The following is a 22,071-nucleotide window of genomic DNA, read 5'->3' on the forward strand; positions in this document are numbered from 1 at the left end:
ATGGCCCACGGCTGGATGGGCGCCGCCTGCTCGGGCGGCGCCCTCCTCCTGGCCGTGCTCGGCCTCGCGCTCGGCGTCGTCCGCGGAGTGCGGGGCCCCGCACGGGTCGTGGAGATCCTCGGCGGTTCGCTGATGGCCCTGTCGACCGCCGACATGACGATCGGCCTCGGGGCGCTGCATCCGATCGCGTGGGTCGGGGCGATGCTCGCGCTGCTCGTCGCCTCACTCCTCGTCGCAGCGCGCTCCGCCCCGTGCGCACGGACCGACGCCGCCGGCCATGCCGGCGGATACCTCGTCATGGCCGTGATGTGGTCGGCGATGCCGTTCGGCGGTGCGCTCGAGGCGGACGGACTGCGCTCGTCGCACCTCGTTCACCACGCGATGACGTCGTGGTCGTTCGTGCTGCTCGCCGCGGCCGCGGCGGGGGCGGGCGCGCTGCTCGCGATCGCGGTCGCGAGACTGCGGCTCGGCGAGAGACGGAGAGCCCCGTCGGAATGGTCGCACCTCGTGATGGCAGCGGGGATGCTCCTCATGGCTGCCGCGATGGCGACGGGCCCCTCGGCCGGGTGATCAGCGGGCGGCACGCATCTCGCTCGGCGAGCAGCCGAACTCGGCGCGGAACACCCTGCTGAAATGCGCGGCATCGGTGAAGCACCAGGCGGCCGCGATGCTCATGATCGAGAGGTGGGCGAAAGCGGGGTCGGCCAGACGCAGTCGGCACTCCTCGAGCCTGCGGCGGCGCACCCAGCCGGAGACGGTCAGTTCGTGCTCGTGGAAGAGCGCATGCAGATGGCGAGTCGAGATGAAGTTGGCTGCGGCGATCGACCTCGGGCTGAGCTCGGGCGACTGCAGCTGCTCGTCGATGTAGCGCAGCAGCTCGCCGAAGAGTCGTTGTCGGGGGTGCAGTTCGCTCGGCCTCGCGACGAGCTCGTTCGAGAGCATCGTGAGGATGAGGTCGACGGTGCTGCGCGCGATGCGTTCGCCGACGGGCCCGTCGACGAGTTCGAGGCGTTCGGCGAGGTTCGTCAGGTACGGCACGACGACCCCGCCGAGGCCGCCGGCCTCGCCGAGCGGCGTTGCGGTGAGTTCGGAGACGGCACGTCGAGGGAGGTCGACGACACGACTGGAGAACATGACGACGAAGGTCTCGGAGTCGCCGTCGAAGGCGAGCGAGTACGGGCGGTCGGTCTCGTAGACGGCGATCGAGCCGGGTCGCAGCGTCGTCTCGCGGCCGCCCTGCACGAGCAGCCCGGAGCCGGCGAGCTGAAGCCCCACCTTGTAGAAACGCCGGTCGTCGTCTTCGATCAGGCGCGGGGTGCGCTCCACGGCATGCTCCGATGCGGAGACGATCGAGAAGTGCACGTCGCCCGCCTGCACGTGGCGGATCGAGCCGGTGAACGGCTCGGGTTCACCGCTCGTCACCCGGAGCGGCACGAACGACTCGCTGACCGCGGCTCGGAACGACGAGAAGTCGAGCACCGCCGGCGCAGCGGGCGTCATCGTCGATCGCATCCCGATACCTCCCACGGCGTCGTGTCTTGGCGAACACCCTAAAACTATCCATATGGATAGTCAACTTGCCCGAGTGCGTTGCGAGTCGATCAGCTCGCGCAGGCGGGTGAGCACCTCCGCGCTCTCGGCGCGATCGACGCCGAGCACGAGCTGCTTGAACACGAGTCCGTCGAGAGCGAACCAGACCACCTCGACGAACGCTTCGTCGTGCACACCGAGCTCCTCGAGGCGGGCCGCCGTCGCCCTTCGGTAGCTCTCGTAGTACCGCTCGACGTGCTCGCGCAACTCGGGGCGGCGGCGCGCCTCGAGCAGCAACTCGTACTGGAAGGCCTGCATGTCGGTGCTGCGCTCGGCGAGCGATTCGATGCCCGCGGCGAACGAGTTCGCGTCGGGATGATCATCGGGGGCGAAGCTCGTCTCGCGCAGGCTCTCGGCCACCGCGAACTCGAGTGCTTCGGCGATCAGCTGGTCGCGCGAGCCGAAGTGATGTCGCACGAGCCCGTGCGAGACGCCGGCTTCGGCCGCGACCGCGCGGTACGTGAGAGCTCGCAGCCCCGACGAGGCGACGACCGTGATGGTCGCCTCGAGGAGCGAACGGCGTCCGGCGGGAGCGGTGATGGCCACGTATCGACCATAACGGCGCACGGTTCGCGCGCGAGCCGGATCGAGCCGGTTACAGCAACCGCGCATGAATGTCTAGGTATGATCGAGACATCCCCGGAAAGTATGCGGCCAGCGCGGCCCACCGGCAGGCGCGCCCGCACGACCCTGGTCGACGACGCCCGCGTGCGCTCGACCGAGAAGGAAGACCGTGAGCCACGAGTTCGACGCCCGCCGTGCCGAATGGATCGCCAAGGAGGAGCTCGCCGAGCGGATGATTCCGCTGATCGGCGGCCTGTACCGAGACCACGGGGTGGTGACGTCGATCCACGGACGACGGCTCATCAACCGTTCGGCGGTCGAGCTGCTGAAGGCGCACCGCTTCGCCCGCCAGGCCGGTGACGAAGAGCTCGACCTCGTCGACACCATGCGGGTGCTCGAGGTGCTCCGCGAGATCGCGCCGGGCCCCGCCTCGGTCGACGTCGCCCGCATCGTCGGCCGCTACGCCGATGCAGTCGGCGAGGGCGACGCACGCGAGCTCGTCGACTTCGTCAGGGCCGAACTGGCCCCGGTCATCGCCGAGGCGGGCGCCCCCGAGGCATCCGGCACCGACGTCGTGCTCTACGGCTTCGGCCGCATCGGGCGGCTCCTCGCCCGCATCCTCATCGCGCACACCGGCGGCGGCCAGGGCCTGCGGCTGCGCGCCGTCGTCGTGCGCAAGGGCGCCGAGAACGACCTCGTGAAGCGGGCGAGCCTGCTGCGCCGCGACTCGGTGCACGGCCCCTTCGCCGGCACGATCGAGGTCGACGAAGAGGCGAACACGATCCTCGCGAACGGCACGCTGATCCAGGTCATCTACTCCGACGACCCCGCCACGATCGACTACACCGCCTACGGCATCGACGACGCGATCGTCGTCGACAACACGGGGCGCTGGCGCGACGAGGCCGGCCTGAGCAGGCACCTCCAGTCGAAGGGTGTCGCCCGCGTGCTCCTCACCGCCCCGGGCAAGGGCGCGATCAAGAACATCGTGCACGGCATCAACACCGACGACATCACCGCCGACGACCGCATCCTCTCGGCCGCCTCCTGCACGACGAACGCGATCACCCCCGTGCTGAAGGCCGTCGACGACGCGTACGGCGTCGTGCGCGGCCACGTCGAGACGGTGCACTCGTTCACCAACGACCAGAACCTCATCGACAACTTCCACAAGGGCGACCGCCGAGGCCGTTCGGCGGTGCTCAACATGGTCATCGCCGAGACCGGCGCCGCGAAGGCCGTGTCGAAGGCGCTGCCCGCCCTCGAGGGCAAGCTCACCGGTTCGGCGATCCGCGTGCCCACGCCCGACGTGTCGCTCGCGATCCTGAACCTGCAGTTCGAGCGCTCCGCGACGAAGGCGGAGCTGAACAGGTACCTCCGCCAGACCTCGCTCACCTCGCCGCTGCGCCAGCAGATCGACTACATCGAGTCGCCCGAGGTGGTCTCGACCGACTTCGTCGGCTCGAACCGCGCCGGCATCGTCGACGGGCTCGCGACGATCGCCGACGGCACCGATGCAGTGCTCTACGTCTGGTACGACAACGAGTACGGCTACTCCTGCCAGGTCGTGCGGGTCATCGAGGCGATGGCGGGCAGCCACCCCGTCGTGCTGCCCGAGCGCCAGCCCGTCGTGCTCGCGCGCGAGGCCGTCCCCGTGGGTTGAGGAGTGAAGCGTCTCGAAACCCGTGGGTTGAGGAGCGAAGCGTCTCGAAACCCGCTCGCACCCGTCAGGTTTCGAGACGCGCCCACCTTCGTCGGGCGCTCTTCAACCTGCGTGGCTCACCCGTCGTAGGCTGAGGGAATGAGCACTGAAGCCGTCATCGTCGACGTCATCCGCACGCCCGTGGGGCGCGGCAAATCCGGAGGCATCCTCTCGGGCGTGCACCCCGTCGACCTGCTCGCCGGTGTGCTGACGGCGCTCGTCGACCGCAACGACCTCGACCCGGCGCTCATCGACGACGTCATCGGCGGCTGCGTCAGCCAGGTCGCCGAGCAGAGCTACAACATCACCCGCAACGCCGTGCTCGCCGCCGGCTTTCCCGAGCACGTGCCGGGCACCACGATCGACCGGCAGTGCGGGTCGAGCCAGCAGGCCGCGACGTTCGCCGCGCAGGCGGTGCTCGCCGGCCAGGCCGACATCGTGATCGCGTGCGGCGTCGAGTCGATGAGCCGCGTGCCCCTCGGCTCGAGCGCCGCGGGCGCCGACCCCTATGGCTCGCGCATCCGCGCGCGGTACCCCGACGGACTCGTGAACCAGGGCGTCTCGGCTGAGCTCATCGCCGCGAAGTGGGGCTTCTCGCGCGACGAGCTCGACGAGTTCGCCGCTCGATCGCACCGGCTCGCAGCGGCGGCGGGGGAGTCGGGCGCGTTCGCGACCGAGCTCGTGCCGGTCGCGGGCGTCGACACCCTCACCGACGAGACCGTGCGGCCCGCGACATCCGTCGAGTCGCTCGCGGGATTGAACCCGGCGTTCCGCACCGAGCCGCTCGCGGAGCGCTTCCCCGAGCTCGACTGGCGCATCACGCCGGGCAATTCGTCACCGCTCACCGACGGGGCATCCGCTGCGCTGATCATGAGCGCCGAGCGCGCGTCGCAGCTGGGGCTCACACCGCGCGCGCGGTTCCGCACGTTCTCGGTGGTCGGCAGCGACCCGCTGTACATGCTCACGGGCGTCATCCCGGCGACGGCGAAGGTGCTCGAACGGGCCGGACTCACGCACGACGACATCGACGCCTACGAGGTCAACGAGGCGTTCGCCTCGGTGCCGCTCGCCTGGCTCGCCGACACGGGCGCGGATGCCGCGAAGCTCAACCCGCGCGGCGGCGCGATCGCACTCGGCCACGCGCTGGGCTCGAGCGGCACGCGGTTGCTGACGACCCTCGTCAACCAGCTCGAGGCGACCGGCGGCCGCTACGGACTCCAGACGATGTGCGAGGGCGGCGGCATGGCGAACGCCACCATCATCGAACGCCTCTGAATCGCACCCGTCCCACTTCTCAACTCGCAGCGATCGAGATGACGGAAGTCGTCGGAATCGCTGCGCCTCACCCGACCATTGGTGTCGCTTCGACACCGAGAAAGGACAGCAGATGGAACTCAACGGAGCATCGGCGCTCGTCACGGGCGGCGCCTCGGGGCTCGGACGGGCGACCGCGCGGGCGCTCATCGAGGGCGGCGCCTCCGTCGTGCTCGTCGACCTGCCCGGCCCACGCGGCGAGGAGGCCGCGGCCGAACTCGGCGATCGCGCGCGCTTCGTCGCGGCCGACGTCGCGAACGAGGCCGAGGTGCAGGCCGCGGTCGAGGCCGCCACGGCGCTCGGTCCGCTCCGCGTCGCGGTGAACTGCGCCGGCATCGCGACCGGCAATCGCACCGTCGGACGCGAGGGCCCCGCCCCGCTCGATGTGTTCGAGCGCACGATCCGCGTGAACCTCATCGGCACGTTCAACGTCGCCCGTCTCGCCGCCGCCGCGATGGCGCAGACCGAACCCGCGACGGGTCGGGTGCCCGGCGGACCCGAGACGGCCGAGCGCGGCGTGATCGTCAACACCGCCTCCGTCGCGGCCTTCGACGGGCAGATCGGCCAGGCCGCCTACTCGGCCTCGAAGGGCGGCGTCGCCGCGATGACGCTGCCGCTCGCGCGCGACCTCTCGAAGCTGCTGATCCGCGTCGTCACGATCGCGCCCGGCATCTTCGAGACGCCGATGATGGCCTCGATGGCGAAGGAGGTGCAGGACTCCCTCGCCGCCCAGATCCCGCACCCCTCGCGGTTCGGCTCGCCCGCCGAGTACGCCGCACTCGTGCGCTCGATCATCGCGAACCCGATGTTGAACGGCGAGACGATCCGCCTCGACGGCGCGATCCGCATGGGGCCGAAGTAGACGGGCGAACGACCCGACCACGAACCGGATGCCTCGGGGCCGGCGATCGAACGATCGCCGGCCCCGAGGCATCCACGGTTCGAACGCCGTGCCGGGCTCAGCGCCCTGCCGGGCGCGGGCTGCGGTTGCCCGGAAAGTCGAGCGTGCCGCGCCCGCCGCCGCGCGCGGCCTTGACGATGCCGTCGATCGAGTCCCATGCGCAGATCGCGGCGACGCCGCCGATGAAGAGCACCGACAGCGCCCGCACGGCGTCGGCGTCGAGGTGCGGTTCGACCATCGCGACGAACTCGGCACTGAGCAGCATCCCCTCGACGAAGAGCCAGATGACCGGAATCGCGAAGGCGGCGCTCAGCGCGACGTTGACGATCGCGTTCGTCCAGTTCCAGTCGCTGCGGTAGATCCACACGGCGAACGCCGCCTCGAGTGCGATGAGCACGAGGAGGTACGGCAGCCAGAACGACCACAGCGCGGGATCGAGCAGGGGCACCGAGGAGCGCTCGCCGCCGATCCACACGATGCCGAACTGCTGCCACACGATGAACGCGGCGGCGATCGCGAGCCACACCAGGCTGGCGATGAGGTCGCTCCGCCGGTGCGGGCGACGAGCTTCGGGCAGCTGCGGAAGCTGGTCGGGGGTCCACCCGAGCAGCTCGTCGGTGCTCCCGACGGCGCCGGTGTCGTAGCGCTCGATCAGCGCGAAGACGAGCGTCACCCAGAACGCGACGTGCACGGCCACGCTGAGGCCGATGCCGATCGCCGCGCCGATGACCTCCCAGCCGCCGCCCGAGATCACGAGGCCGAGCGCGGCTGCCGCGGCGACCGTGGCGGGGACGAACGACTCGAGGAAGACCAGGAGTCGCTTCCAGACGAGGAAGTAGCGCGGGCCGATCAGCATGAGCGGGCGGTCGCTGTAGCTGGCGGCGAGCACGGCGGGATTGCCGAGCTCGACGAGCGCGTCGTGCTCGGCGGTCTCGGGCGTCGAGGCGCCCGAATCGACACGGGCGTCGATCGTGTCGGCGATGCGCTCGGCGAGGTCGTGGGAGAGCTCCTCGCGCTGCGCGGCGGGAAGGCTGCGAGTGGCCGCGAAGAGGTAGCGGTCGGTGAGCTCGGTCATCATTCGTCTCCGGTCGTGAGTCCGGCGAGGGCATCGTCGATGCGTCGCCAGTCGGTCATGAGGGCGTCGGCGAGCTCGACGCCGGTCTGGCTCGTGCGGTAGAACTTGCGGGGCCGCGCCTCATCGGTGTTCCATTCGCTCGTGAGGAGCGCCTGTTTCTCGAGCCGGCGCAACAGCGGGTAGAGCGTGTTCGCGTCGACGAGGATGCCGAGGCTGTTCAGCGACTCGAGCAGGGCGTAACCATAGTCGGGCGTGCGCAGCCGGATCAGGCAGGCGAGCACGACAGTGCCGCGGCGCAGCTCTTGCAGGTGCCCGGCGGTCGTCTCGCTGGTGTTCATGAGACACACGATACTGTGTGTCGCACACTAATGCAAGAGAGACTTCATTGCGCGTGGATGCCTCGTGCTCGGCGCCCGCGACGTGCCCGCGAAGTTCGCCGCACCGCACCGCACCGCACCGCACCGCATCGCATCGCATCGCGAAACGCGCCGTGACGACCTTTCGACGGCCCACGACGCTTGGATGCGTGTGGAAAAGTGCGTCACCCGGCAAAGGGTCGTCGCGGTGGGGAAATGGGCGGGGAGGGCGCTACTGCTCGGCGTGCGCCTCGAGGAATTGGTAGACCGAGGCGTCATCGACCCCGGGGAAGGTGCCCGACGGCAGCGGCGAGAGCACGTGCGCGTGCAGGCGCGCACTCGGCCAGGCCCGGCCCGCCCAGCGCTCGGCGAGCTCTGAGGGCGCGCTGCGGCAGCACGACTCGTCGGGGCAGGTCGAGACCGCCCGGAGCGTCGTCTCGCGCCCGCGGAACCACTTCGCCTGCGCGAAGGGCACGCCGACCGTGATCGAGAACTCCGCGGCATCCGTTCGCCCGGTCTGCGTGGCGCACCAGAAGGTGCCCGCAGGGGTGTCGGTGTACTGGTAGTTCTCGGTCGTGCGGTTGGTGTGCGCGAAGGCCGTGCGCGCACTCCACTTCTTGCAGACCCACTGGCCCTCGATCGACCCCGTGACGTCGGTCGGCAGGGGCAGTCCGTCGTTCTCGTAGCCCTTCAGCAGCGCCCCGTCCCCGGCGACCCGGAGGAAGTGCAGGGTCATGTCGAGGTGCGAGGTGGCGAGATTCGTGAAGCGCAGCGCCGCCGCCTCGTGGGTGACGCCGAACGCGTCGCGGAAGTCCTCGATCGCGAGCCGCTTCTCCTTCTTCGCCTCCTGGAGGAACGCGACCGAGGCGTCCTGCGGCATGAGGCACGCGGCGGCGAAGTAGTTGATCTCGAGTCGCTGCCAGAGGAACTCGGTGTAGCTGGCCGGGGGCGTGTGCCCGAGCAGCCGGTGCGCCATCGCCTGCAGCGCCATCGAACGCAGGCCGTGCCCCCCGGGAATCGAGGCGGGCGGCAGGTAGATTCGGCCGTTCGAGAGGTCGCTGATCGACCGCGTCGAGTCGGGCAGGTCGTCGACGTAGAAGAGCTGGAACCCGAGCCGCTCGGCCATGACGCTCACCTCGCGGTGGGTCAGCGCACCCGAGCGGTGCCCCGATGCGCGCACCTGCTCTTCGGCGAGCGTCTCGATCTCGGGGAGGAAGTTCGCGCGTTCGCGCATGCGTTCGCGGAGCTCGGTGTTCGCCCGCCGAGCCTCCTCGGGGGTCGCGATCGCCTCCGTCGCCCGCCGCTGGAGTTCGCGATGGATCCCCACGATGGCCTCGAGCGTCTCGTCGGTGATGCCGCGCGAGGCCTTGATCGGCGGCAGGCCGAGGCTCGCGTAGAGATGGCCCGACTGGGCTCGGCCGAGTTCGAGTTCGAGGGCGGCCCGACGGCTCGGCGCCTCACGCGAGAGCAGCTCGGCGAGCTCGACGTCGAGGGCTGCGGCGAGGGCGTCGAGGGTCGACAGCTTCGGCTCGCGCTTGCCGTTCTCGATGAGCGAGAGCTGGCTGCCGGCCATGCCGACAGCCGCGCCGAGCTGGTCGAGCGTGAGCCCGCGCTCGCCGCGGAAGTGGCGGATGCGATGACCGAGCGTCGCGAGGTCGGGGGAGCCTGCCTTCATGGGTTAAGAATATCGAAAGAATGCGAGTTCTTAACCCGTGATCTGGTCATCCGGATGCCGCGAAACGGCGCATTCTGGAAATACGAACTCCTCCGGCGCACGCCGGGAACCCATGGAAGGGACGACGATGACCATCTCCGAGTTCTCGATCGGCACCGAGGCATCCGACTCTGCATCGCCCGCGCGACGCGGCACGACCGATGCGGCGCTGCGCGCATGGGTCGACGAGATCGCGGGCCTCACCAAGCCCGATGAGATCGTCTGGGTCGACGGCTCGCAGCACGAGGCCGACCTGCTCGAGAAGCAGCTCGTCGCCGAGGGCAAGCTCATCAAGCTGAACCCCGAGTGGCGTCCCAACAGCTACCTCGCACGCACCGACCCCTCAGACGTCGCGCGCGTCGAGGACCGCACCTTCATCTGCTCGACCTACGAGGAGGACGCGGGCCCCACCAACAACTGGCGCGACCCGCGCGAGATGCGCGCCGAACTCACCGAGGTCTTCGACGGTTCGATGAAGGGCCGCACGATGTACGTCGTGCCGTTCTCAATGGGGCCCCTCGGCGGCCCCATCTCGCAGCTCGGCGTCGAGATCACCGACTCGCCCTACGTCGTGCTCTCCATGGGCATCATGACCCGCATGGGCGACGCCGTGTACCGCCTCATCGAGGCCGGCGAGCCGTGGGTGCGCACGGTGCACTCGGTCGGCTACCCGCTCGTCGACGGCATCGGCCACCGCCGCGCCGAGATCGAGTGGCCCTGCAACGACGAGAAGTACATCGTGCAGTTCCCCGACTCGCGCGAGATCTGGTCGTTCGGTTCGGGCTACGGCGGCAACGCGCTGCTCGCCAAGAAGTGCTTCGCCCTGCGCATCGCGAGCGTCATGGCGCGCGACGAGGGCTGGCTCGCCGAGCACATGCTGCTCATCAAGATCACCTCGCCCGAGGGCAGGTCCTACCACGTGGCGGCGGCGTTCCCGTCGGCGTGCGGCAAGACCAACCTCGCGATGCTGCGCCCGACCATCCCCGGCTGGACGGTCGAGACCATCGGCGACGACATCGCCTGGATGCGCCCCGGCGCCGACGGCCGCCTCTACGCGATCAACCCCGAGGCCGGTTTCTTCGGCGTCGCGCCGGGCACCGGCGAGACGACGAACCCGACCGCGGTGCAGACGCTCTGGGGCAACACGATCTTCACGAACGTGGCGCTCCGCCCCGACGGCGACGTCTGGTGGGAGGGCCTGACCGACGAGACGCCCGAGGAGCTCACCGACTGGCAGGGCAAGCCGTGGACGCCCGCCTCGGGCCGCCCGGCGGCGCACCCGAACTCGCGCTTCACGGTCGCCGCCGCGCAGTGCCCGCAGATCTCCGACGACTGGGACGCCCACGACGGCGTGCCGATCGACGCGATCCTCTTCGGCGGTCGCCGTGCGACGAACGTGCCGCTCGTCGCCGAGGCCCGCTCGTGGAAGCACGGCGTCTTCATGGGCGCCACCATCTCGTCGGAGAAGACCGCCGCCGCCGAGGGCACCGTCGGCGAGCTGCGCCGCGACCCCTTCGCGATGCTGCCGTTCTGCGGCTACAACATGGCCGACTACTGGGGCCACTGGGTGAAGATGGGTCGCATCCTCGGCACCAACGCGCCGAAGATCTTCCAGGTCAACTGGTTCCGCAAGGGCGCCGACGGTTCGTTCCTCTGGCCGGGCTTCGGCGAGAACTCGCGCGTGCTCGAGTGGATCGTCGGCCGCGTCGAGGGCACCGCCGACACGGTGGAGACGCCGATCGGCCTGCTCCCGGCCGCCGACTCACTCGACCTCGACGGGCTCGACATCACCGATGAGGCGATCGAGCAACTCTTCGATGTCGACCGCGACTCGTGGCTCGCCGAGTGCGCGCTGACCGACGAGTACTTCGCCCAGTTCGGCGACCGGGTGCCCGCCGCCCTCAATGCCGAACTCGCGAGCCTGCGCTACCACCTCGAGCACGCCTCGGCTCCGGTCGCCGAATAGCGAGCCCCCGCGGTCGCGAGCATTCGGGGTTTACAGGACAAACGCGGGTTTACAGGACGGGGCCGGGATGGCTGCGTCCTGTAAACCCGCCGATGTCCTGTAAACCCGCCGATGTCCTGTAAACCCGGGCGTGATACCCGGTCGAGGAGCGGCCGGGCCGCACGCGGTTAGACTCGCGGGATGGCGCGCTTCGTGGTCGTGCTGCCGCTCTCGCCGCTCAGTGTCGGCGATGAGTTCACGGTGGCGCAGTGGCCGTTGCACGTCACGCTCGTCGAACCGTTCGAGACCGAGCTCGACGCTGACGCGCTCTGCACGGCGATCGCCGCCGGCGCCGAGTCATCGGGAGTGCGCCCGATCACGGTGACGGTCGGCGACGACGCGATGTTCGGGCCGCGCCGCGACATCCTCGTCTCGCTCGTGCGCGACGGGGGTGAGATCGCGACCCTGCGCGTCGAGGCGATCGCGGCGTTGCGGGCGGAAGGCGTCGAGCTCAGGCGCGTGCGGTCCGATTTCCGGCCGCATGTGACGGCCAAACGCCACTGGCGGGTGCACCGCGGCGACCGGCTCGAGCTCGGCACGCTCGCGCTCGTGCGCCTCCGCCCGCCCGAGACTTCGCATCACGGCCGGATCCTCGGGTCCTGGCCGCTCGGCGAAGCCGGCGCGGCGAGCAAGGCCGAGCCCGCCCGGCCGGGGCAGGACTGAGCTCAGCCGACGGTGTGCGGGTCGTCGAGGTGCCCGAGCAGGCGCAGCAGCGCGGCGGGGGCGTAGCGGAACTCGATCGTGCCGCTCGCGCCGGCCTCGCTCGGGCCGATCCAGGTACTCGATCCCTCGTGCATGCGCACCCAGCCGTGCTCGAACAGCAGGTCGGTGCCGATGACGAAGGCCATCGCGGGCGTGTCGCCCTGGCGCACGGCGATCGAGCCCTCGAAGGTCTGCGACGATGTGGCGTCGACGTCGGCGCGGCACTGGACGCCGACGAGCGGGCGCACGAGCGGCGTCGCGAATCCTGCGGTCTGGAACGGGCTCTGCTTGGCCGAGTCGGCGACCACGCCGAAGTTGACGCTCGTCGAAACGAGGCTGAGTTCGGCCTGGCCGTCGAGCACGAGCCGGCTCGCCGCGCTGAACCGGTAGAACAGTCGTCCGGCCTCCCGAGCCGGCGGCAGCACCGCGAGGCTCGCCCAGTTGCGCGACCAGGCGAGGGACCCGCCCGCGCGATTCGGCCGATCGTAGACGCTCGCGGTGATTCGTACCGCACCGTCGGGTCGGGTCGGTGCGGCGTGCAGGGAGCTGCGGCCGCGGTCGTCGGCGGGCATCACGTCGCGCACTCCGGTGAACGCCGGCAGTTGCAGCGGCTCCCAGTGGCGCAGCCAGCCTTGGATGCCGGATTGCACCCGGTCGAAGGAGTTGCCGAGCCCCGAGCGACGGGTCGTGGTGGTGTCGCTCGCGGCATCGGGCAGTTCGTCGATGAGTTCGACGGGCAGTTCGTCGAAGCGGCTGAGGTCGCGCGCGTCCGACACGGTCGCGATGGTCATGGTGGATCCTCCGTGGGGCATGGGCCGGGGGCATCCAATGGCGGATGCGGGTTCCCACGCTACGAACGACACGTCGCGGTTCCATCCGAGCGAGCACTGAGGTTCGCTCGGGTCAGCACTGAGCGACGGATGTCCCGATCCGCGCCCTGCCCGAATACAGGACATCGGCGGATTCGCAGGACGCATTGCGGCTGAAGCGTCCTGTAGACGCGCCGATGTCCTGTAAACCCGGGGGCCTGGAGCGCCGCGCGGGCGGCTCAGACGAGCAGCTGGTGCTCGGCGAGCTCTCGGTAGAGGGGCACCGCGTCGACCAGCTCGGCGTGCGTTCCCTCGCCGATCACCCGCCCGTCGTCGAGCACGACGATGCGGTCGGAGTCGATCACGGTCGAGAGGCGGTGCGCGATCACGATGAGGGTGCGGCCGGCGGCGACCGCGTCGATCGCCTCGCGCATCATGCGCTCGTTGACGCCGTCGAGCGAGGAGGTCGACTCGTCGAGCAGCAGGATCGGGGGCGCGGCGAGCAGCGCCCTGGCGATCGCGAGCCGCTGGCGTTCGCCGCCCGAGAGCATGATGTCGTCGTCGCCGACGGCGGCGCCGAGGCCGGCCGGATCCCGGTCGAGCACGGCGCCGAGGTTGACCGCCCGCAGCACGTGCTCGCACTCGGCGTCGCTCGCGTCGGGCGAGCCGAGCAGCAGGTTGTCGCGCAGGGTGCCGGCGAGCACGGGGGCGTCCTGCTCGACGTAGCCGATCTGGGCCCGCAGCTCGGTGCGGTCGAGCGCGCGAAGGTCGAGTCCGCCCATGCGGACCGAGCCGACCGACGGGTCGTAGAACCGCTCGATGAGCGCGAGGATCGTCGACTTGCCCGCGCCCGACGGCCCGACGAGTGCGACGCGCCGGCCGCGCGGCACGTCGAACGAGACCCCGCGCAGCACGGGCTGGCGCTCGGTGACGTTCGGCTCGGGCAGGTGTTCGTCGGGGGAGTCGTTCGCCGGGTCGGCCGGGTCCTGGAGGGTCGACGCGTACGCGAAGTGCACGTCGTCGAAGGCGATGGCCGGGGCGTCGGGCAGCAGGCCCTCGTTGGCGTCGCCGACGATGAGCGCTCGCGGCGCGAGCTCGCGATCGTGGGCGTCCTCGTCGGGGAGTTCGAGGAGCTCCTGGATGCGACCGAGCGCGCCGAGCGCCTGGTTGACCGAGGTGATCGCGCCGAACGCCTGTCCGAGGGGCAGGATCATCATGAAGAGGAACAGGATGAACGCGACGAGGTTCGCCACGGTGATCGCGCCGGAGGCCACGCGGAAGCCGCCCACGCCGAGCACCACGAGGAACGAAACCTGCATCGCGATGCCGGCGATCGGCACGATGAGCGCCGAGATCTTCGCGACCTGCACGCCCATGCGCCAGGCGCCCTCGGCCTCGGCCTCGACGGCGGTGACCTCGCGCTCGGTGGCGCCGGCGGCGCGGATGGTGCGGACGGCGCCGATGGCCCGTTCGACCGAGGCGGCGACGTCGCCGACCTTCGCCTGCGCTGCGTGCGAAGCCTCGCGCACACGCTGCGAGAGCAGCGTCACGGTCGTGATCGCGACCGCGATGACGAGCACCGTGAGCCCGAGCAGCACCGGGTCGATGATGAGCATGGCGATGAGTGCGCCGACGAAAGTGACGGCGCCGCCGACCGCTTCGACGAGGCCTTGCGTGAGCACGGCGCGCAGCATCGTCGTGTCGCTGCCGACGCGCGAGACGAGGTCGCCGGTGCGGCGGGTGTCGAACTCGGCGATCGGCAGGTGCAGCAGTTTGTGGATGAGCCGCTTGCGGCTCGAGAGCACGACGCCCTCGCCGGTGCGCTGCAGCAGGTAGTGCTGGTAGCCCGAGATCACGCCGCTCACGATGACGAGGGCGATGAGCGCCCAGACGATGCCGCCGAGCGGCTCGCTCGCCTCGACGACGTTGATGACCTGACTGACGAGCAACGGCTGGGCGAGGCTCGCGAGCGCGCCGACGACCGAGAGCACGGCGACCCAGACGAGCACCGGACGGTGCTCGAAGATGAACGGCAGCAGCTGCCGGAAGGTCGCACGGGGGCCTACCGGCTGCTCGCTGTCGCGGCGGCCGAACGGGGAGGTGCGACGGCTGGACGGGATGCGACGCGCGGGGCGCGCGTTACGTGCAGCGCGTTCGTCGCGGCGGGTTCGGGGCTCGCTGGTGCTCATGCTCACTTTCCTGACGAGAAGGGCGATCGGATGCCTCGCGCCCCCGTCGCTCGCATCATCGCCGCATTGCAGCCTACGCGCCTCAGCTGCGCCTGCAATTCTCGTCCACCGCCTGCGTGGAGACACGTGCATGGCGGTGGGTCAGTTGAATCGGACCCAGAAGGACTGGACTCGCATGAAGAGCGCCGACTGCATCGTGTTCGCGATGGGGTAGGCCGTCGCGTGGAGCCAGCCGTAGTGGCGTCCGTGCGCGCCGATGCGTGTGCCGTCCACCGCCTGCTCGAACGCCGCGTCGACCGAACTCCGGTCGACGAACGTGGTCAAGCGCTGCCTGCCATCGAGAAAGCAGGTCGCCCCGAGCTGCGGCCCGACGCCGAAATCGGTACTCCACAGGGCCTCGTGAACGGCGACGTGGTCGGGATGCGGATACGAGAAGCACGGCTGGCTGTCGTTGGCGAATGCGCCGATCAGCGAGGCGATGCGCTCGTCGCCCTCGAGTCCGAGTTCCGCCCGCCGCTCGATGAGGGACCGCAGCGCCCACGTCACCTCGTCAGACGTCACGTCGCCGTCGCCGAGGTCGAAGAAGACGACCGCGCCGCGATCGTGCCGGTCGGTCCACACGCTCACCTCGCGGTTCGCGTCGTTGCACGATTCGGCACCGTCGTCCACCCGGCAGATCGAGGTGCCGTCGCCCGGCAGCGGCGCGAACTCCTGCCGCGGTCCGAAGTCGCCTGGGATCGACGGGTCGGTCTCGGACATCTGCTCGAGGTAGCCGAGCAGCGAAGCCGACCGCGCCTGCTCGCACTCGATGCCCCATCGTCCGGTGGGCGTGGGCAGCGGTGGGAGCTCGCCCAGCTCGGTCTGCAGGCTCGCGTCGAGCACGTCGGGCTCGCAGAACCCGGTCTCCTCGCCGTTGGTCATCGAGACGAAGATCTTGTACTCGTCAGGCGTGCCCTCCACGAGCGACCAGAGCTGGAACTCGTCGTCGGGGTGCGGAATGACGGCGATGGTCACCACTCGTTGCGCCGGGCTGTTCGCGAGCGACACCGCGAGCAGCCCGCCGGTCACGAGGGCGAGCAAGCCGATGAGCGCGGCCCAAGCGACAACGTGACGCCCGCGCGCGCCCGGTGCGGGCGGATCGGTCGGCGTCATGGTCGAAGGTAGATTCGATGCCGGTGCAGAAGCGTCGCGAGCCCGATCCAGAAGATCAGGAGCAGCGCGGTCCAGAGCAGTTGCGGGGGTCCGACCAGTGCCAACGCACCGCTGATGCGATCGGCGATCGAGGGGCCCGACCCGACAGGGCGTTTCAGCACGCTCATCAGCGCGTGGGATCCGAAGTAGACGAGCAGGCTGTTGCGGCCGAGCGCGAGCAGCGGGTATGACGAGACCTCGATGAATCGGGGAACCTTCGCACGGTCGAGGAGGAGATGGCCGACGAGCAGCGCCAAGGCCGACCCGGCAGCGATGGTCAATGCGAACGGCGCGGTCCAGAGCCGTTTCATGACGGGCAACTCGACGCCGAGCGCGATCGGCAGCGTCACCATCATGAGACCCGCGAACACGAGGAAGCCGGCCGCGGCCGACACGACGGGAACGATGGCCGCCTCGGGGCCGCGCCCGAGGGCCAGCCCACGACGTCGCGTCGCGAGCAGGAGGTGGCCGATCGTCGCGCCGGCGGATGCGGAGATCAAGGCGCCGAAGATGGTGACGATCCCCTCGGGGTCGTGTCCGGCCGCGCCCTCCGCATAGATGTGGGCCGCACCGAAGAGGGCCGAATCGATCGGTCCGCTCGGGTTGCATTCGCGAGTGAGTACGGAGGCAGGGCAGATCGTCGCGTACACGGTCAGGAGTGCCGTGTGCGCGAGGGCCACGAGCGCGGTGATGGCGGCCCATCCGCGCCAGGATCGGGTCACGAGATGCAGGAGCCCGATCACCGCGACGAGCACGGCGTAGAGCTGCAGCACTCCGGTGATTCGCCAGGTGAACACATCGAGCGACCACTCGGTGATGGCGTTGTAGACGAGGCCGAGCAGCAGGAGGACGACCACGCGTCGGAGCAGCGGGCGGACCTTGACGGTGCGGGCCATGGCGAACGCGAGGCCGCAGCCCGAGAGCGTCACGAAGATCGGGAAGATCGTGTCGATGGGATGCACACCATCCCAGGGAGCATGGTCGAACCAGGCGGGCACGATCAGCAGGCTGTTGACGGTGACGCTGGCGATGAGCATCCAGCCGCGCGCCCAATCGAGGCTTGCGATCCGTGCGCGTTTCAGGTCGGGGACCTCGATGGGAGCCTCGTCGGTCACGGGCTCAGTCGGTCGGTCTCCCGTAGGCACGCGAGACATTCTAAGCCTTGCTCACGGGCACCGGCGTCGCTGCGTCCGCACTTCTGGTGCACCGCCGCTCGTGGGCGAGGCCGAGCGGTACAGCGTAGGGGTGGATGCCTCGGTTCGCGCACGGCGCGAGTCGAGGCATCCACCCCGTTTCACGACCCGACGCTCACAGGACCGCTGAGGATTCGAGCCCCGCCTCGTCGAAGTCGACGTCGCGGGTCTCCTTCGAGACGAGCAGCGCGATGAGCGTGAGCACGCCCATGACCGAGAGGTAGACGCCCACCCAGAACGGGCTGCCGCCGCCGGCCTGCCACAGGGCGACCGCGATGAACGGCGCGACCGCGGCGCCGAGGATGGAGGACACGTTGTACGAGATGCCCGAGCCCGTGTAGCGGACGTTCGTCGGGAACAGCTCGGGCAGGAGCGCGCCCATCGGGCCGAAGGTCATGCCCATGAGCGAGAAGCCGACGACGAGCCACGCCATGACGCCCCAGAAGCCGGCGCCGAGCAGGGGCACCCAGGCGAGACCGAACACGATGATGCCGAGCGTGACCCAGATCAGGGTCTTGCGGCGGCCCCACTTGTCGGCCCACGGTCCGGAGAGGAGGGTGAAGACACCGAAGAACACGACTCCGCCGATGAGCATCAGGACGAAGGTGTTGTACGAGTAGCCGAGACCGGGGAGGGCACCGTCGGCCGGTTCGGCCGCCGCCCGGCCGTAGCTCAGCGAGAACGTCGTCATCAGGTAGAAGAGCACGTACGTCGCGAGCATGAAGAAGGTGCCGAGGATGAGCTGCTTCCAGTAGTGCTTGAAGACGCTCGCGAGCGGCAGACGAGTGAGCTTGCCGCGCTTGGCCGCCGACTGGAACGCCGTCGACTCGACGAGGCGCAGACGCACCCAGAGGCCGACGGCGACCATCACGACCGAGAAGAGGAACGGAATGCGCCAGCCCCAGTCGAGGAACGCCTGCGACGGCATCGTCGGGTCCTCGCTCGGGAGCAGCGCCGCGATGACGAGGAACAGGCCGTTCGCGATGATGAAGCCGATCGGCGCGCCGAGCTGCGGGAAGGTGCCGTACCAGGCGCGCTTGCCGGCGGGCGCGTTCTCGGTCGCGACGAGCGCGGCTCCCGACCACTCGCCGCCAAGGGCGAAGCCCTGTGCGATGCGCAGCACGACGAGCAAGAGCGGTGCCAACCAGCCGACGGCTTCGTAGGTCGGCAGCGCGCCGATGAGGAAGGTCGCGATGCCCATCGTGAGGAGGGCGCCGACGAGGGTCGCCTTGCGGCCGTGCTTGTCGCCGAGATGGCCGAATACGATCGCGCCGAGCGGACGGGCGACCATCGCGGCGCCGAACACGGCGAACGAGGAGAGGAGCGCGGTCGTCGGGTCGCCCGTCGGGAAGAACAGGTGCGGGAAGACGAGCACGGCCGCGGTCGCATAGACGTAGAAGTCGTAGAACTCGATCGTCGTGCCGATGAGGCTCGCGAGGATCACGCGACTGCGCGGATTGGCCGGGGCGGCCGGAGTGGGGGAACCGGTGGGTGCGGCGGGGGCCGCGGGTGTTGCTGACATCGCTGGCGAAGACTCCAGGGTTGCGAAAACGGTGCTGCGCTCGGGCACGTCGGTCTGGCGTCTGGCCGTGAGACAGCGGGGGTGGAATCGTCGCTTGTGGCAACCCACCTACACTACGCCTCGTCAGCACCGCCACCCCGCGAACGGGGGGCGGCTGTGCGACGAACGGCGCGATCGACGCGGCGAACGGCACGTGCGTCGAAACTGCGGATGCCCCGAGCCGACGTGGGCTCGAGGCATCCGCCCGTCGTTCGTGGCCGGACTACCGCCAGATGACCGCGATCGCCGCGTTGAGTGCCGTCAGTATGCCGATCGACCAGAAGATCGCGGGCGGCACCGCGCCGTTCTTGCGCTGACGCCCCAAGCCGATGCCGAGCAGCGCGCCGATCGCCACCAGTACGACGAGCTTCGTGCCGATCTTCGCGTAGTTCATGTCGTAGTCGATGCCCCACGGCGCCGCGAGAGCGAGGCCCGCGACGCCCGCGATGAGGAGCCCGACGTTCATGAGGCGGGTCAGCTGGTAGCGGCGGTTCACCGCCTCGACGACCCAGGCGCCGAACAGCACGGCGAAGCCGATCAGGTGTACGAACACGACGATGTGGCGCAGGGTCTCCATGGTGCTGAGTGTAGTCGGTTCTACGACACGTCGAAGTCGAAACCTGAACGACGAACGGTGTGTCGCCACCGGTCGTGCGCTGGTCCGGAGCCGCACCACCCGACCGATCGAGCATTGTGGGGGTGCTTTCACGCAAGGCACGGATCGAATCGGCCTTGATTCTTGCGGGAAAGCACCCCCGCGATGGTTCTACACCGCGCTCAGGCGGGCAGCGCGTGCAGCGCGCGCACGGTCGCGATCGCGGCTTCGGCGGCCTCGCGGCCCTTGTCCTCCTTCGAACCCGGCAGGCCGGCACGGTCGAGGCCCTGCTGCTCGTCGTCGAGGGTCAGCACGCCGAACCCGACGGGCTTGCCGGTGTCGAGCGCGACGCGGGTGAGTCCATCAGTCGCCGCCGCCGAGACGTACTCGAAGTGCGGCGTGCCGCCGCGGATGATGACGCCGAGCGCCACGACCGCGTCGGCGCCGGCTTCGAGTGCGGCCTTCGCGACGACCGGCAGTTCGAAGCTGCCGGGCACCCGCACGAGCTCGAACTCGGCGCCCGCCGCCTCGAGGGTGCGCGTCGCGCCCGCGATGAGGCCGTTCGTGATCTCGTCGTGCCAGCTGCCTGCGACGATGACGACCCGGAGGCCGGAGCCGTCGATGTCGAGGGTGGGCGAGCCGTGACCGCTCATGATGCGTGTCCTTCCAGGAGGGTTTCAGTCGCGGCATCCGCGAGCTGCTGGTCTTCGATGGCGTGGCCCATGCGGCGACGCTTGGTGTCGAGGTACCCGGTGTTGACGGTGCCGACGCCGACGACGAGCGGCAGCCGCTCGACGACCTCGATGCCGTGCGCCTCGAGCTGGCGCACCTTGTCGGGGTTGTTCGTGAGCAGTCGCACCCGCGAGACGCCGAGGTCGGCGAGAACCGCAGAGGCCGCAGAGTAGTCGCGGGCGTCGATCGGCAGGCCGAGCGCGAGGTTCGCGTCGAGCGTGTCGAGGCCGTCCTCCTGCAGGCGATACGCCCGCAGCTTGTTGATGAGACCGATGCCGCGACCCTCGTGGCCGCGCAGGTATATCACGACGCCGCCACGGCGCTGGATCTCCTCGAGCGCGGCGTCGAGCTGCGGACCGCACTCGCACTTCAACGAGCCGAACGCCTCGCCCGTCAGGCATTCGGAGTGCACCCGGACGACCGCGCCCCGTTCGTCGTCGCCCGGCTCGCCGACGATGATCGCGACGTGGTCGGCGCCGGTGCCGCGGTCGCGATAGGCCCGCACGCGGAAGTCGCCGTGCTCGGTGGGCAGCGTGGTCTCGACCTCGAAGGCGACCGGCGACGACTCGGGCACCGTGGTTGCGGCGGCGGCGGCCTCGGCGTCGAGGGCCTCGCCGTCGTGCCACTCGCGCAGCCAGTCGATGAGCGCGGCGACCGTCGTCACGGGCAGCCCTTCGCGCTCGCCGAGCGCGATGAGCCCGGGCAGGCGCATCATCTCGCCGTCGTCCTCGACGAGTTCGCCGATGACGCCGACGGGTGAGAGACCGGCGAGGCGCATGAGGTCGACCGCGGCCTCGGTGTGGCCTGGGCGCTCGCGCACGCCGCCGTCGACCGCGCGCAGCGGGATCACGTGGCCGGGCCTGATGAGCAGTTCGGGTGTCGAACCGGGATCGGCGAGCACACGCAGGGTGTGGGCGCGCTCGGCGGCCGAGATGCCGGTCGAGTTGCGGTCGGCCGCGTCGACCGAGATCGTGTACGCCGTCGAGCGCGCGTCCTCGTTGCGCTCGACCATGAGCGGCAGCTCGAGCCGGTCGGCGACCGTGTTCGGCATGGGCGCGCAGAGGTAGCCGCTCGTGTTGCGCACCATCCAGGCGATCCACTCCTGCGTGGCGAACTCGGCCGCCATGATCGCGTCGCCCTCGTTCTCACGGGCCTCGTCGTCGGCGACGATGACCGGCTTGCCCGCGCGGAGCGCGTCGAGCACGTCGGGGATCGTGGCGAGGCTCATGCGAGACCCCCGCTCGTCGCGGGAACGGACGACGGCAGCGTGCGGTGCTCCCCGAAGCGCAGCATCCGCGCCACCTGCCGCGCGAGGATGTCGGTCTCGATGTTCACCCGGTCGCCGACCTCGCGCTCGCCGAGGGTCGTCGCCGTGAGCGTCTCGGGGATGAGCGATACCTCGAACCAGTCGCCGGCATCATCGACACCGACGGCGCTGACCGTGAGCGAGACGCCGTCGACGGCGATCGAGCCCTTGTCGACGACGAGCGACGCGTGCTCGGGGTCGAGCGAGAAGCGGATGACCCGCCAGGACGCGCCCGGCCGGATCTCGAGCACCTGTGCGGTGCCGTCGATGTGCCCCTGCACGATGTGCCCGCCGATGCGGTCGCCGACCTTCGCGGCCCGCTCGAGATTCACCGTCAGGCCCTCGTGCGCACCGTCGAGGGTCGACATCGCGAGGGTCTGCGCCATCACGTCGGCGGTGAAGCCCAGCTGGTCGAAGTCGACGACGGTGAGGCAGACGCCCGAGACCGCGATCGAATCTCCGTGCTTCACGCCCTCGACCGCGAGCGGCCCGTGCACGGTCAGCCTCACGGCGTCGGCGGTGCGCTCGACGCCCGCGATGCGTCCGAGCTCCTCGATGATTCCGGTGAACAT

Annotated in this window: 20 protein-coding genes; 6 read left to right on the top strand and 14 right to left on the bottom strand. The window is 70.1% G+C overall.

What is annotated here, in order from left to right:
- Positions 1 to 570, top strand: a complete 570-nt coding sequence (locus H516_RS0116545; protein ID WP_157432305.1) for a hypothetical protein — start codon at positions 1 to 3, stop codon at positions 568 to 570.
- Here H516_RS0116545 and H516_RS0116550 read toward each other — a convergent pair whose 3' ends face one another.
- The gene (locus H516_RS0116550) at positions 571 to 1,512 is read right to left on the bottom strand and encodes an AraC-like ligand-binding domain-containing protein (RefSeq protein WP_022890817.1); all 942 of its coding nucleotides are present in this window, start codon (positions 1,510 to 1,512) and stop codon (positions 571 to 573) included.
- Positions 1,513 to 1,572: 60 nt separating this feature from the next.
- Positions 1,573 to 2,136 (bottom strand): TetR/AcrR family transcriptional regulator, encoded by a 564-nt coding sequence (locus tag H516_RS0116555; RefSeq protein WP_022890818.1) that lies wholly within the window; start codon positions 2,134 to 2,136, stop codon positions 1,573 to 1,575.
- A 187-nt stretch (positions 2,137 to 2,323) separates the two neighbouring features.
- On the opposite strand from H516_RS0116555, the gene H516_RS0116560 reads away from it, so the two are divergent.
- The 3 genes from H516_RS0116560 to H516_RS0116570 all read left to right on the top strand — a co-directional run bounded on the left by H516_RS0116560 (position 2,324) and on the right by H516_RS0116570 (position 6,032).
- Positions 2,324 to 3,817, top strand: coding sequence for a glyceraldehyde-3-phosphate dehydrogenase (locus H516_RS0116560; protein ID WP_022890819.1), 1,494 nt, complete (start codon positions 2,324 to 2,326; stop codon positions 3,815 to 3,817).
- A gap of 138 nt (positions 3,818 to 3,955) precedes the next feature.
- A complete protein-coding gene (locus H516_RS0116565) occupies positions 3,956 to 5,131 on the top strand; it encodes a thiolase family protein (protein WP_022890820.1) in 1,176 nt (391 codons plus the stop codon).
- A gap of 112 nt (positions 5,132 to 5,243) precedes the next feature.
- Positions 5,244 to 6,032 (top strand): SDR family NAD(P)-dependent oxidoreductase, encoded by a 789-nt coding sequence (locus H516_RS0116570; RefSeq protein WP_022890821.1) that lies wholly within the window; start codon positions 5,244 to 5,246, stop codon positions 6,030 to 6,032.
- Between the two features lie 97 nt (positions 6,033 to 6,129).
- Here H516_RS0116570 and H516_RS20745 read toward each other — a convergent pair whose 3' ends face one another.
- The 3 genes from H516_RS20745 to H516_RS0116585 all read right to left on the bottom strand — a co-directional run bounded on the left by H516_RS20745 (position 6,130) and on the right by H516_RS0116585 (position 9,177).
- Positions 6,130 to 7,146 carry a permease prefix domain 1-containing protein gene (locus tag H516_RS20745; protein ID WP_051138876.1) on the bottom strand — a complete coding sequence of 339 codons (1,017 nt, stop codon included), beginning with the start codon at positions 7,144 to 7,146 and terminating at the stop codon, positions 6,130 to 6,132.
- Positions 7,146 to 7,484 carry a PadR family transcriptional regulator gene (locus tag H516_RS0116580; RefSeq protein ID WP_022890823.1) on the bottom strand — a complete coding sequence of 113 codons (339 nt, stop codon included), beginning with the start codon at positions 7,482 to 7,484 and terminating at the stop codon, positions 7,146 to 7,148. The genes H516_RS20745 and H516_RS0116580 overlap by 1 nt, the downstream gene beginning before the upstream one ends.
- A 250-nt stretch (positions 7,485 to 7,734) precedes the next feature.
- A complete protein-coding gene (locus H516_RS0116585) occupies positions 7,735 to 9,177 on the bottom strand; it encodes a helix-turn-helix domain-containing protein (protein ID WP_022890824.1) in 1,443 nt (480 codons plus the stop codon).
- 127 nt (positions 9,178 to 9,304) lie between these two features.
- Between H516_RS0116585 and H516_RS0116590 the strand changes: the two genes are divergently transcribed.
- Together H516_RS0116590 and H516_RS0116595 are read left to right on the top strand one after the other, a co-directional pair.
- The gene (locus H516_RS0116590) at positions 9,305 to 11,182 is read left to right on the top strand and encodes a phosphoenolpyruvate carboxykinase (GTP) (protein ID WP_026378929.1); all 1,878 of its coding nucleotides are present in this window, start codon (positions 9,305 to 9,307) and stop codon (positions 11,180 to 11,182) included.
- A 180-nt stretch (positions 11,183 to 11,362) separates the two neighbouring features.
- On the top strand, positions 11,363 to 11,884 hold the full coding sequence (locus H516_RS0116595) for a 2'-5' RNA ligase family protein (RefSeq protein WP_022890826.1): 522 nt from the start codon (positions 11,363 to 11,365) through the stop codon (positions 11,882 to 11,884).
- Positions 11,885 to 11,886: 2 nt separating this feature from the next.
- On the opposite strand, the gene H516_RS0116600 is transcribed toward H516_RS0116595, so the two are convergent.
- The 9 genes from H516_RS0116600 to H516_RS0116640 form a co-directional block, all read right to left on the bottom strand.
- Positions 11,887 to 12,714: a hypothetical protein gene (locus H516_RS0116600; RefSeq protein ID WP_022890827.1), complete on the bottom strand. Its 828-nt coding sequence runs from the start codon at positions 12,712 to 12,714 to the stop codon at positions 11,887 to 11,889.
- A 257-nt stretch (positions 12,715 to 12,971) separates the two neighbouring features.
- Complete coding sequence (locus H516_RS0116605) at positions 12,972 to 14,921, bottom strand: ABC transporter ATP-binding protein (RefSeq protein WP_022890828.1); 1,950 nt, start codon at positions 14,919 to 14,921, stop codon at positions 12,972 to 12,974.
- Positions 14,922 to 15,062: 141 nt separating this feature from the next.
- Complete coding sequence (locus tag H516_RS22300; RefSeq protein ID WP_022890829.1) at positions 15,063 to 16,073, bottom strand: hypothetical protein; 1,011 nt, start codon at positions 16,071 to 16,073, stop codon at positions 15,063 to 15,065.
- Positions 16,070 to 17,257 carry a heparan-alpha-glucosaminide N-acetyltransferase domain-containing protein gene (locus tag H516_RS20750; RefSeq protein WP_169513533.1) on the bottom strand — a complete coding sequence of 396 codons (1,188 nt, stop codon included), beginning with the start codon at positions 17,255 to 17,257 and terminating at the stop codon, positions 16,070 to 16,072. The genes H516_RS22300 and H516_RS20750 overlap by 4 nt, the downstream gene beginning before the upstream one ends.
- A 163-nt stretch (positions 17,258 to 17,420) precedes the next feature.
- Positions 17,421 to 18,827 (bottom strand): MFS transporter, encoded by a 1,407-nt coding sequence (locus tag H516_RS0116620; protein ID WP_026378931.1) that lies wholly within the window; start codon positions 18,825 to 18,827, stop codon positions 17,421 to 17,423.
- Positions 18,828 to 19,089: 262 nt separating this feature from the next.
- Positions 19,090 to 19,443, bottom strand: a complete 354-nt coding sequence (locus tag H516_RS0116625; RefSeq protein ID WP_022890832.1) for a hypothetical protein — start codon at positions 19,441 to 19,443, stop codon at positions 19,090 to 19,092.
- Between the two features lie 200 nt (positions 19,444 to 19,643).
- Positions 19,644 to 20,114 (bottom strand): 6,7-dimethyl-8-ribityllumazine synthase, encoded by a 471-nt coding sequence (ribH, locus tag H516_RS0116630; protein WP_022890833.1) that lies wholly within the window; start codon positions 20,112 to 20,114, stop codon positions 19,644 to 19,646.
- Entirely contained in the window at positions 20,111 to 21,421 is a 1,311-nt protein-coding gene (locus H516_RS0116635) for a bifunctional 3,4-dihydroxy-2-butanone-4-phosphate synthase/GTP cyclohydrolase II (RefSeq protein ID WP_022890834.1), read from the bottom strand. Before H516_RS0116635 ends, ribH begins: the two co-directional genes overlap by 4 nt.
- On the bottom strand, positions 21,418 to 22,071 hold the full coding sequence (locus H516_RS0116640; protein WP_022890835.1) for a riboflavin synthase: 654 nt from the start codon (positions 22,069 to 22,071) through the stop codon (positions 21,418 to 21,420). The genes H516_RS0116635 and H516_RS0116640 overlap by 4 nt, the downstream gene beginning before the upstream one ends.

The sequence above is a fragment of the Agromyces italicus DSM 16388 genome (assembly GCF_000421545.1).
Lineage (GTDB): Bacteria > Actinomycetota > Actinomycetes > Actinomycetales > Microbacteriaceae > Agromyces > Agromyces italicus.

What these genes read in the sequence shown, in the direction of transcription:
- H516_RS0116545 (WP_157432305.1), top strand. Translation starts at nt 1, where the DNA reads ATGGCCCACGGCTGGATGGGCGCCGCCTGCTCGGGCGGCGCCCTCCTC.
- H516_RS0116550 (WP_022890817.1), bottom strand. Translation starts at nt 1,512, where the DNA reads ATGCGATCGACGATGACGCCCGCTGCGCCGGCGGTGCTCGACTTCTCG.
- H516_RS0116565 (WP_022890820.1), top strand. Translation starts at nt 3,956, where the DNA reads ATGAGCACTGAAGCCGTCATCGTCGACGTCATCCGCACGCCCGTGGGG.
- H516_RS0116570 (WP_022890821.1), top strand. Translation starts at nt 5,244, where the DNA reads ATGGAACTCAACGGAGCATCGGCGCTCGTCACGGGCGGCGCCTCGGGG.
- H516_RS20745 (WP_051138876.1), bottom strand. Translation starts at nt 7,146, where the DNA reads ATGACCGAGCTCACCGACCGCTACCTCTTCGCGGCCACTCGCAGCCTT.
- H516_RS0116580 (WP_022890823.1), bottom strand. Translation starts at nt 7,484, where the DNA reads ATGAACACCAGCGAGACGACCGCCGGGCACCTGCAAGAGCTGCGCCGC.
- H516_RS0116585 (WP_022890824.1), bottom strand. Translation starts at nt 9,177, where the DNA reads ATGAAGGCAGGCTCCCCCGACCTCGCGACGCTCGGTCATCGCATCCGC.
- H516_RS0116590 (WP_026378929.1), top strand. Translation starts at nt 9,305, where the DNA reads ATGACCATCTCCGAGTTCTCGATCGGCACCGAGGCATCCGACTCTGCA.
- H516_RS0116595 (WP_022890826.1), top strand. Translation starts at nt 11,363, where the DNA reads ATGGCGCGCTTCGTGGTCGTGCTGCCGCTCTCGCCGCTCAGTGTCGGC.
- H516_RS0116600 (WP_022890827.1), bottom strand. Translation starts at nt 12,714, where the DNA reads ATGACCATCGCGACCGTGTCGGACGCGCGCGACCTCAGCCGCTTCGAC.
- H516_RS0116605 (WP_022890828.1), bottom strand. Translation starts at nt 14,921, where the DNA reads ATGAGCACCAGCGAGCCCCGAACCCGCCGCGACGAACGCGCTGCACGT.
- H516_RS22300 (WP_022890829.1), bottom strand. Translation starts at nt 16,073, where the DNA reads ATGACGCCGACCGATCCGCCCGCACCGGGCGCGCGCGGGCGTCACGTT.
- H516_RS0116620 (WP_026378931.1), bottom strand. Translation starts at nt 18,827, where the DNA reads ATGTCAGCAACACCCGCGGCCCCCGCCGCACCCACCGGTTCCCCCACT.
- H516_RS0116625 (WP_022890832.1), bottom strand. Translation starts at nt 19,443, where the DNA reads ATGGAGACCCTGCGCCACATCGTCGTGTTCGTACACCTGATCGGCTTC.
- ribH (WP_022890833.1), bottom strand. Translation starts at nt 20,114, where the DNA reads ATGAGCGGTCACGGCTCGCCCACCCTCGACATCGACGGCTCCGGCCTC.
- H516_RS0116635 (WP_022890834.1), bottom strand. Translation starts at nt 21,421, where the DNA reads ATGAGCCTCGCCACGATCCCCGACGTGCTCGACGCGCTCCGCGCGGGC.
- H516_RS0116640 (WP_022890835.1), bottom strand. Translation starts at nt 22,071, where the DNA reads ATGTTCACCGGAATCATCGAGGAGCTCGGACGCATCGCGGGCGTCGAG.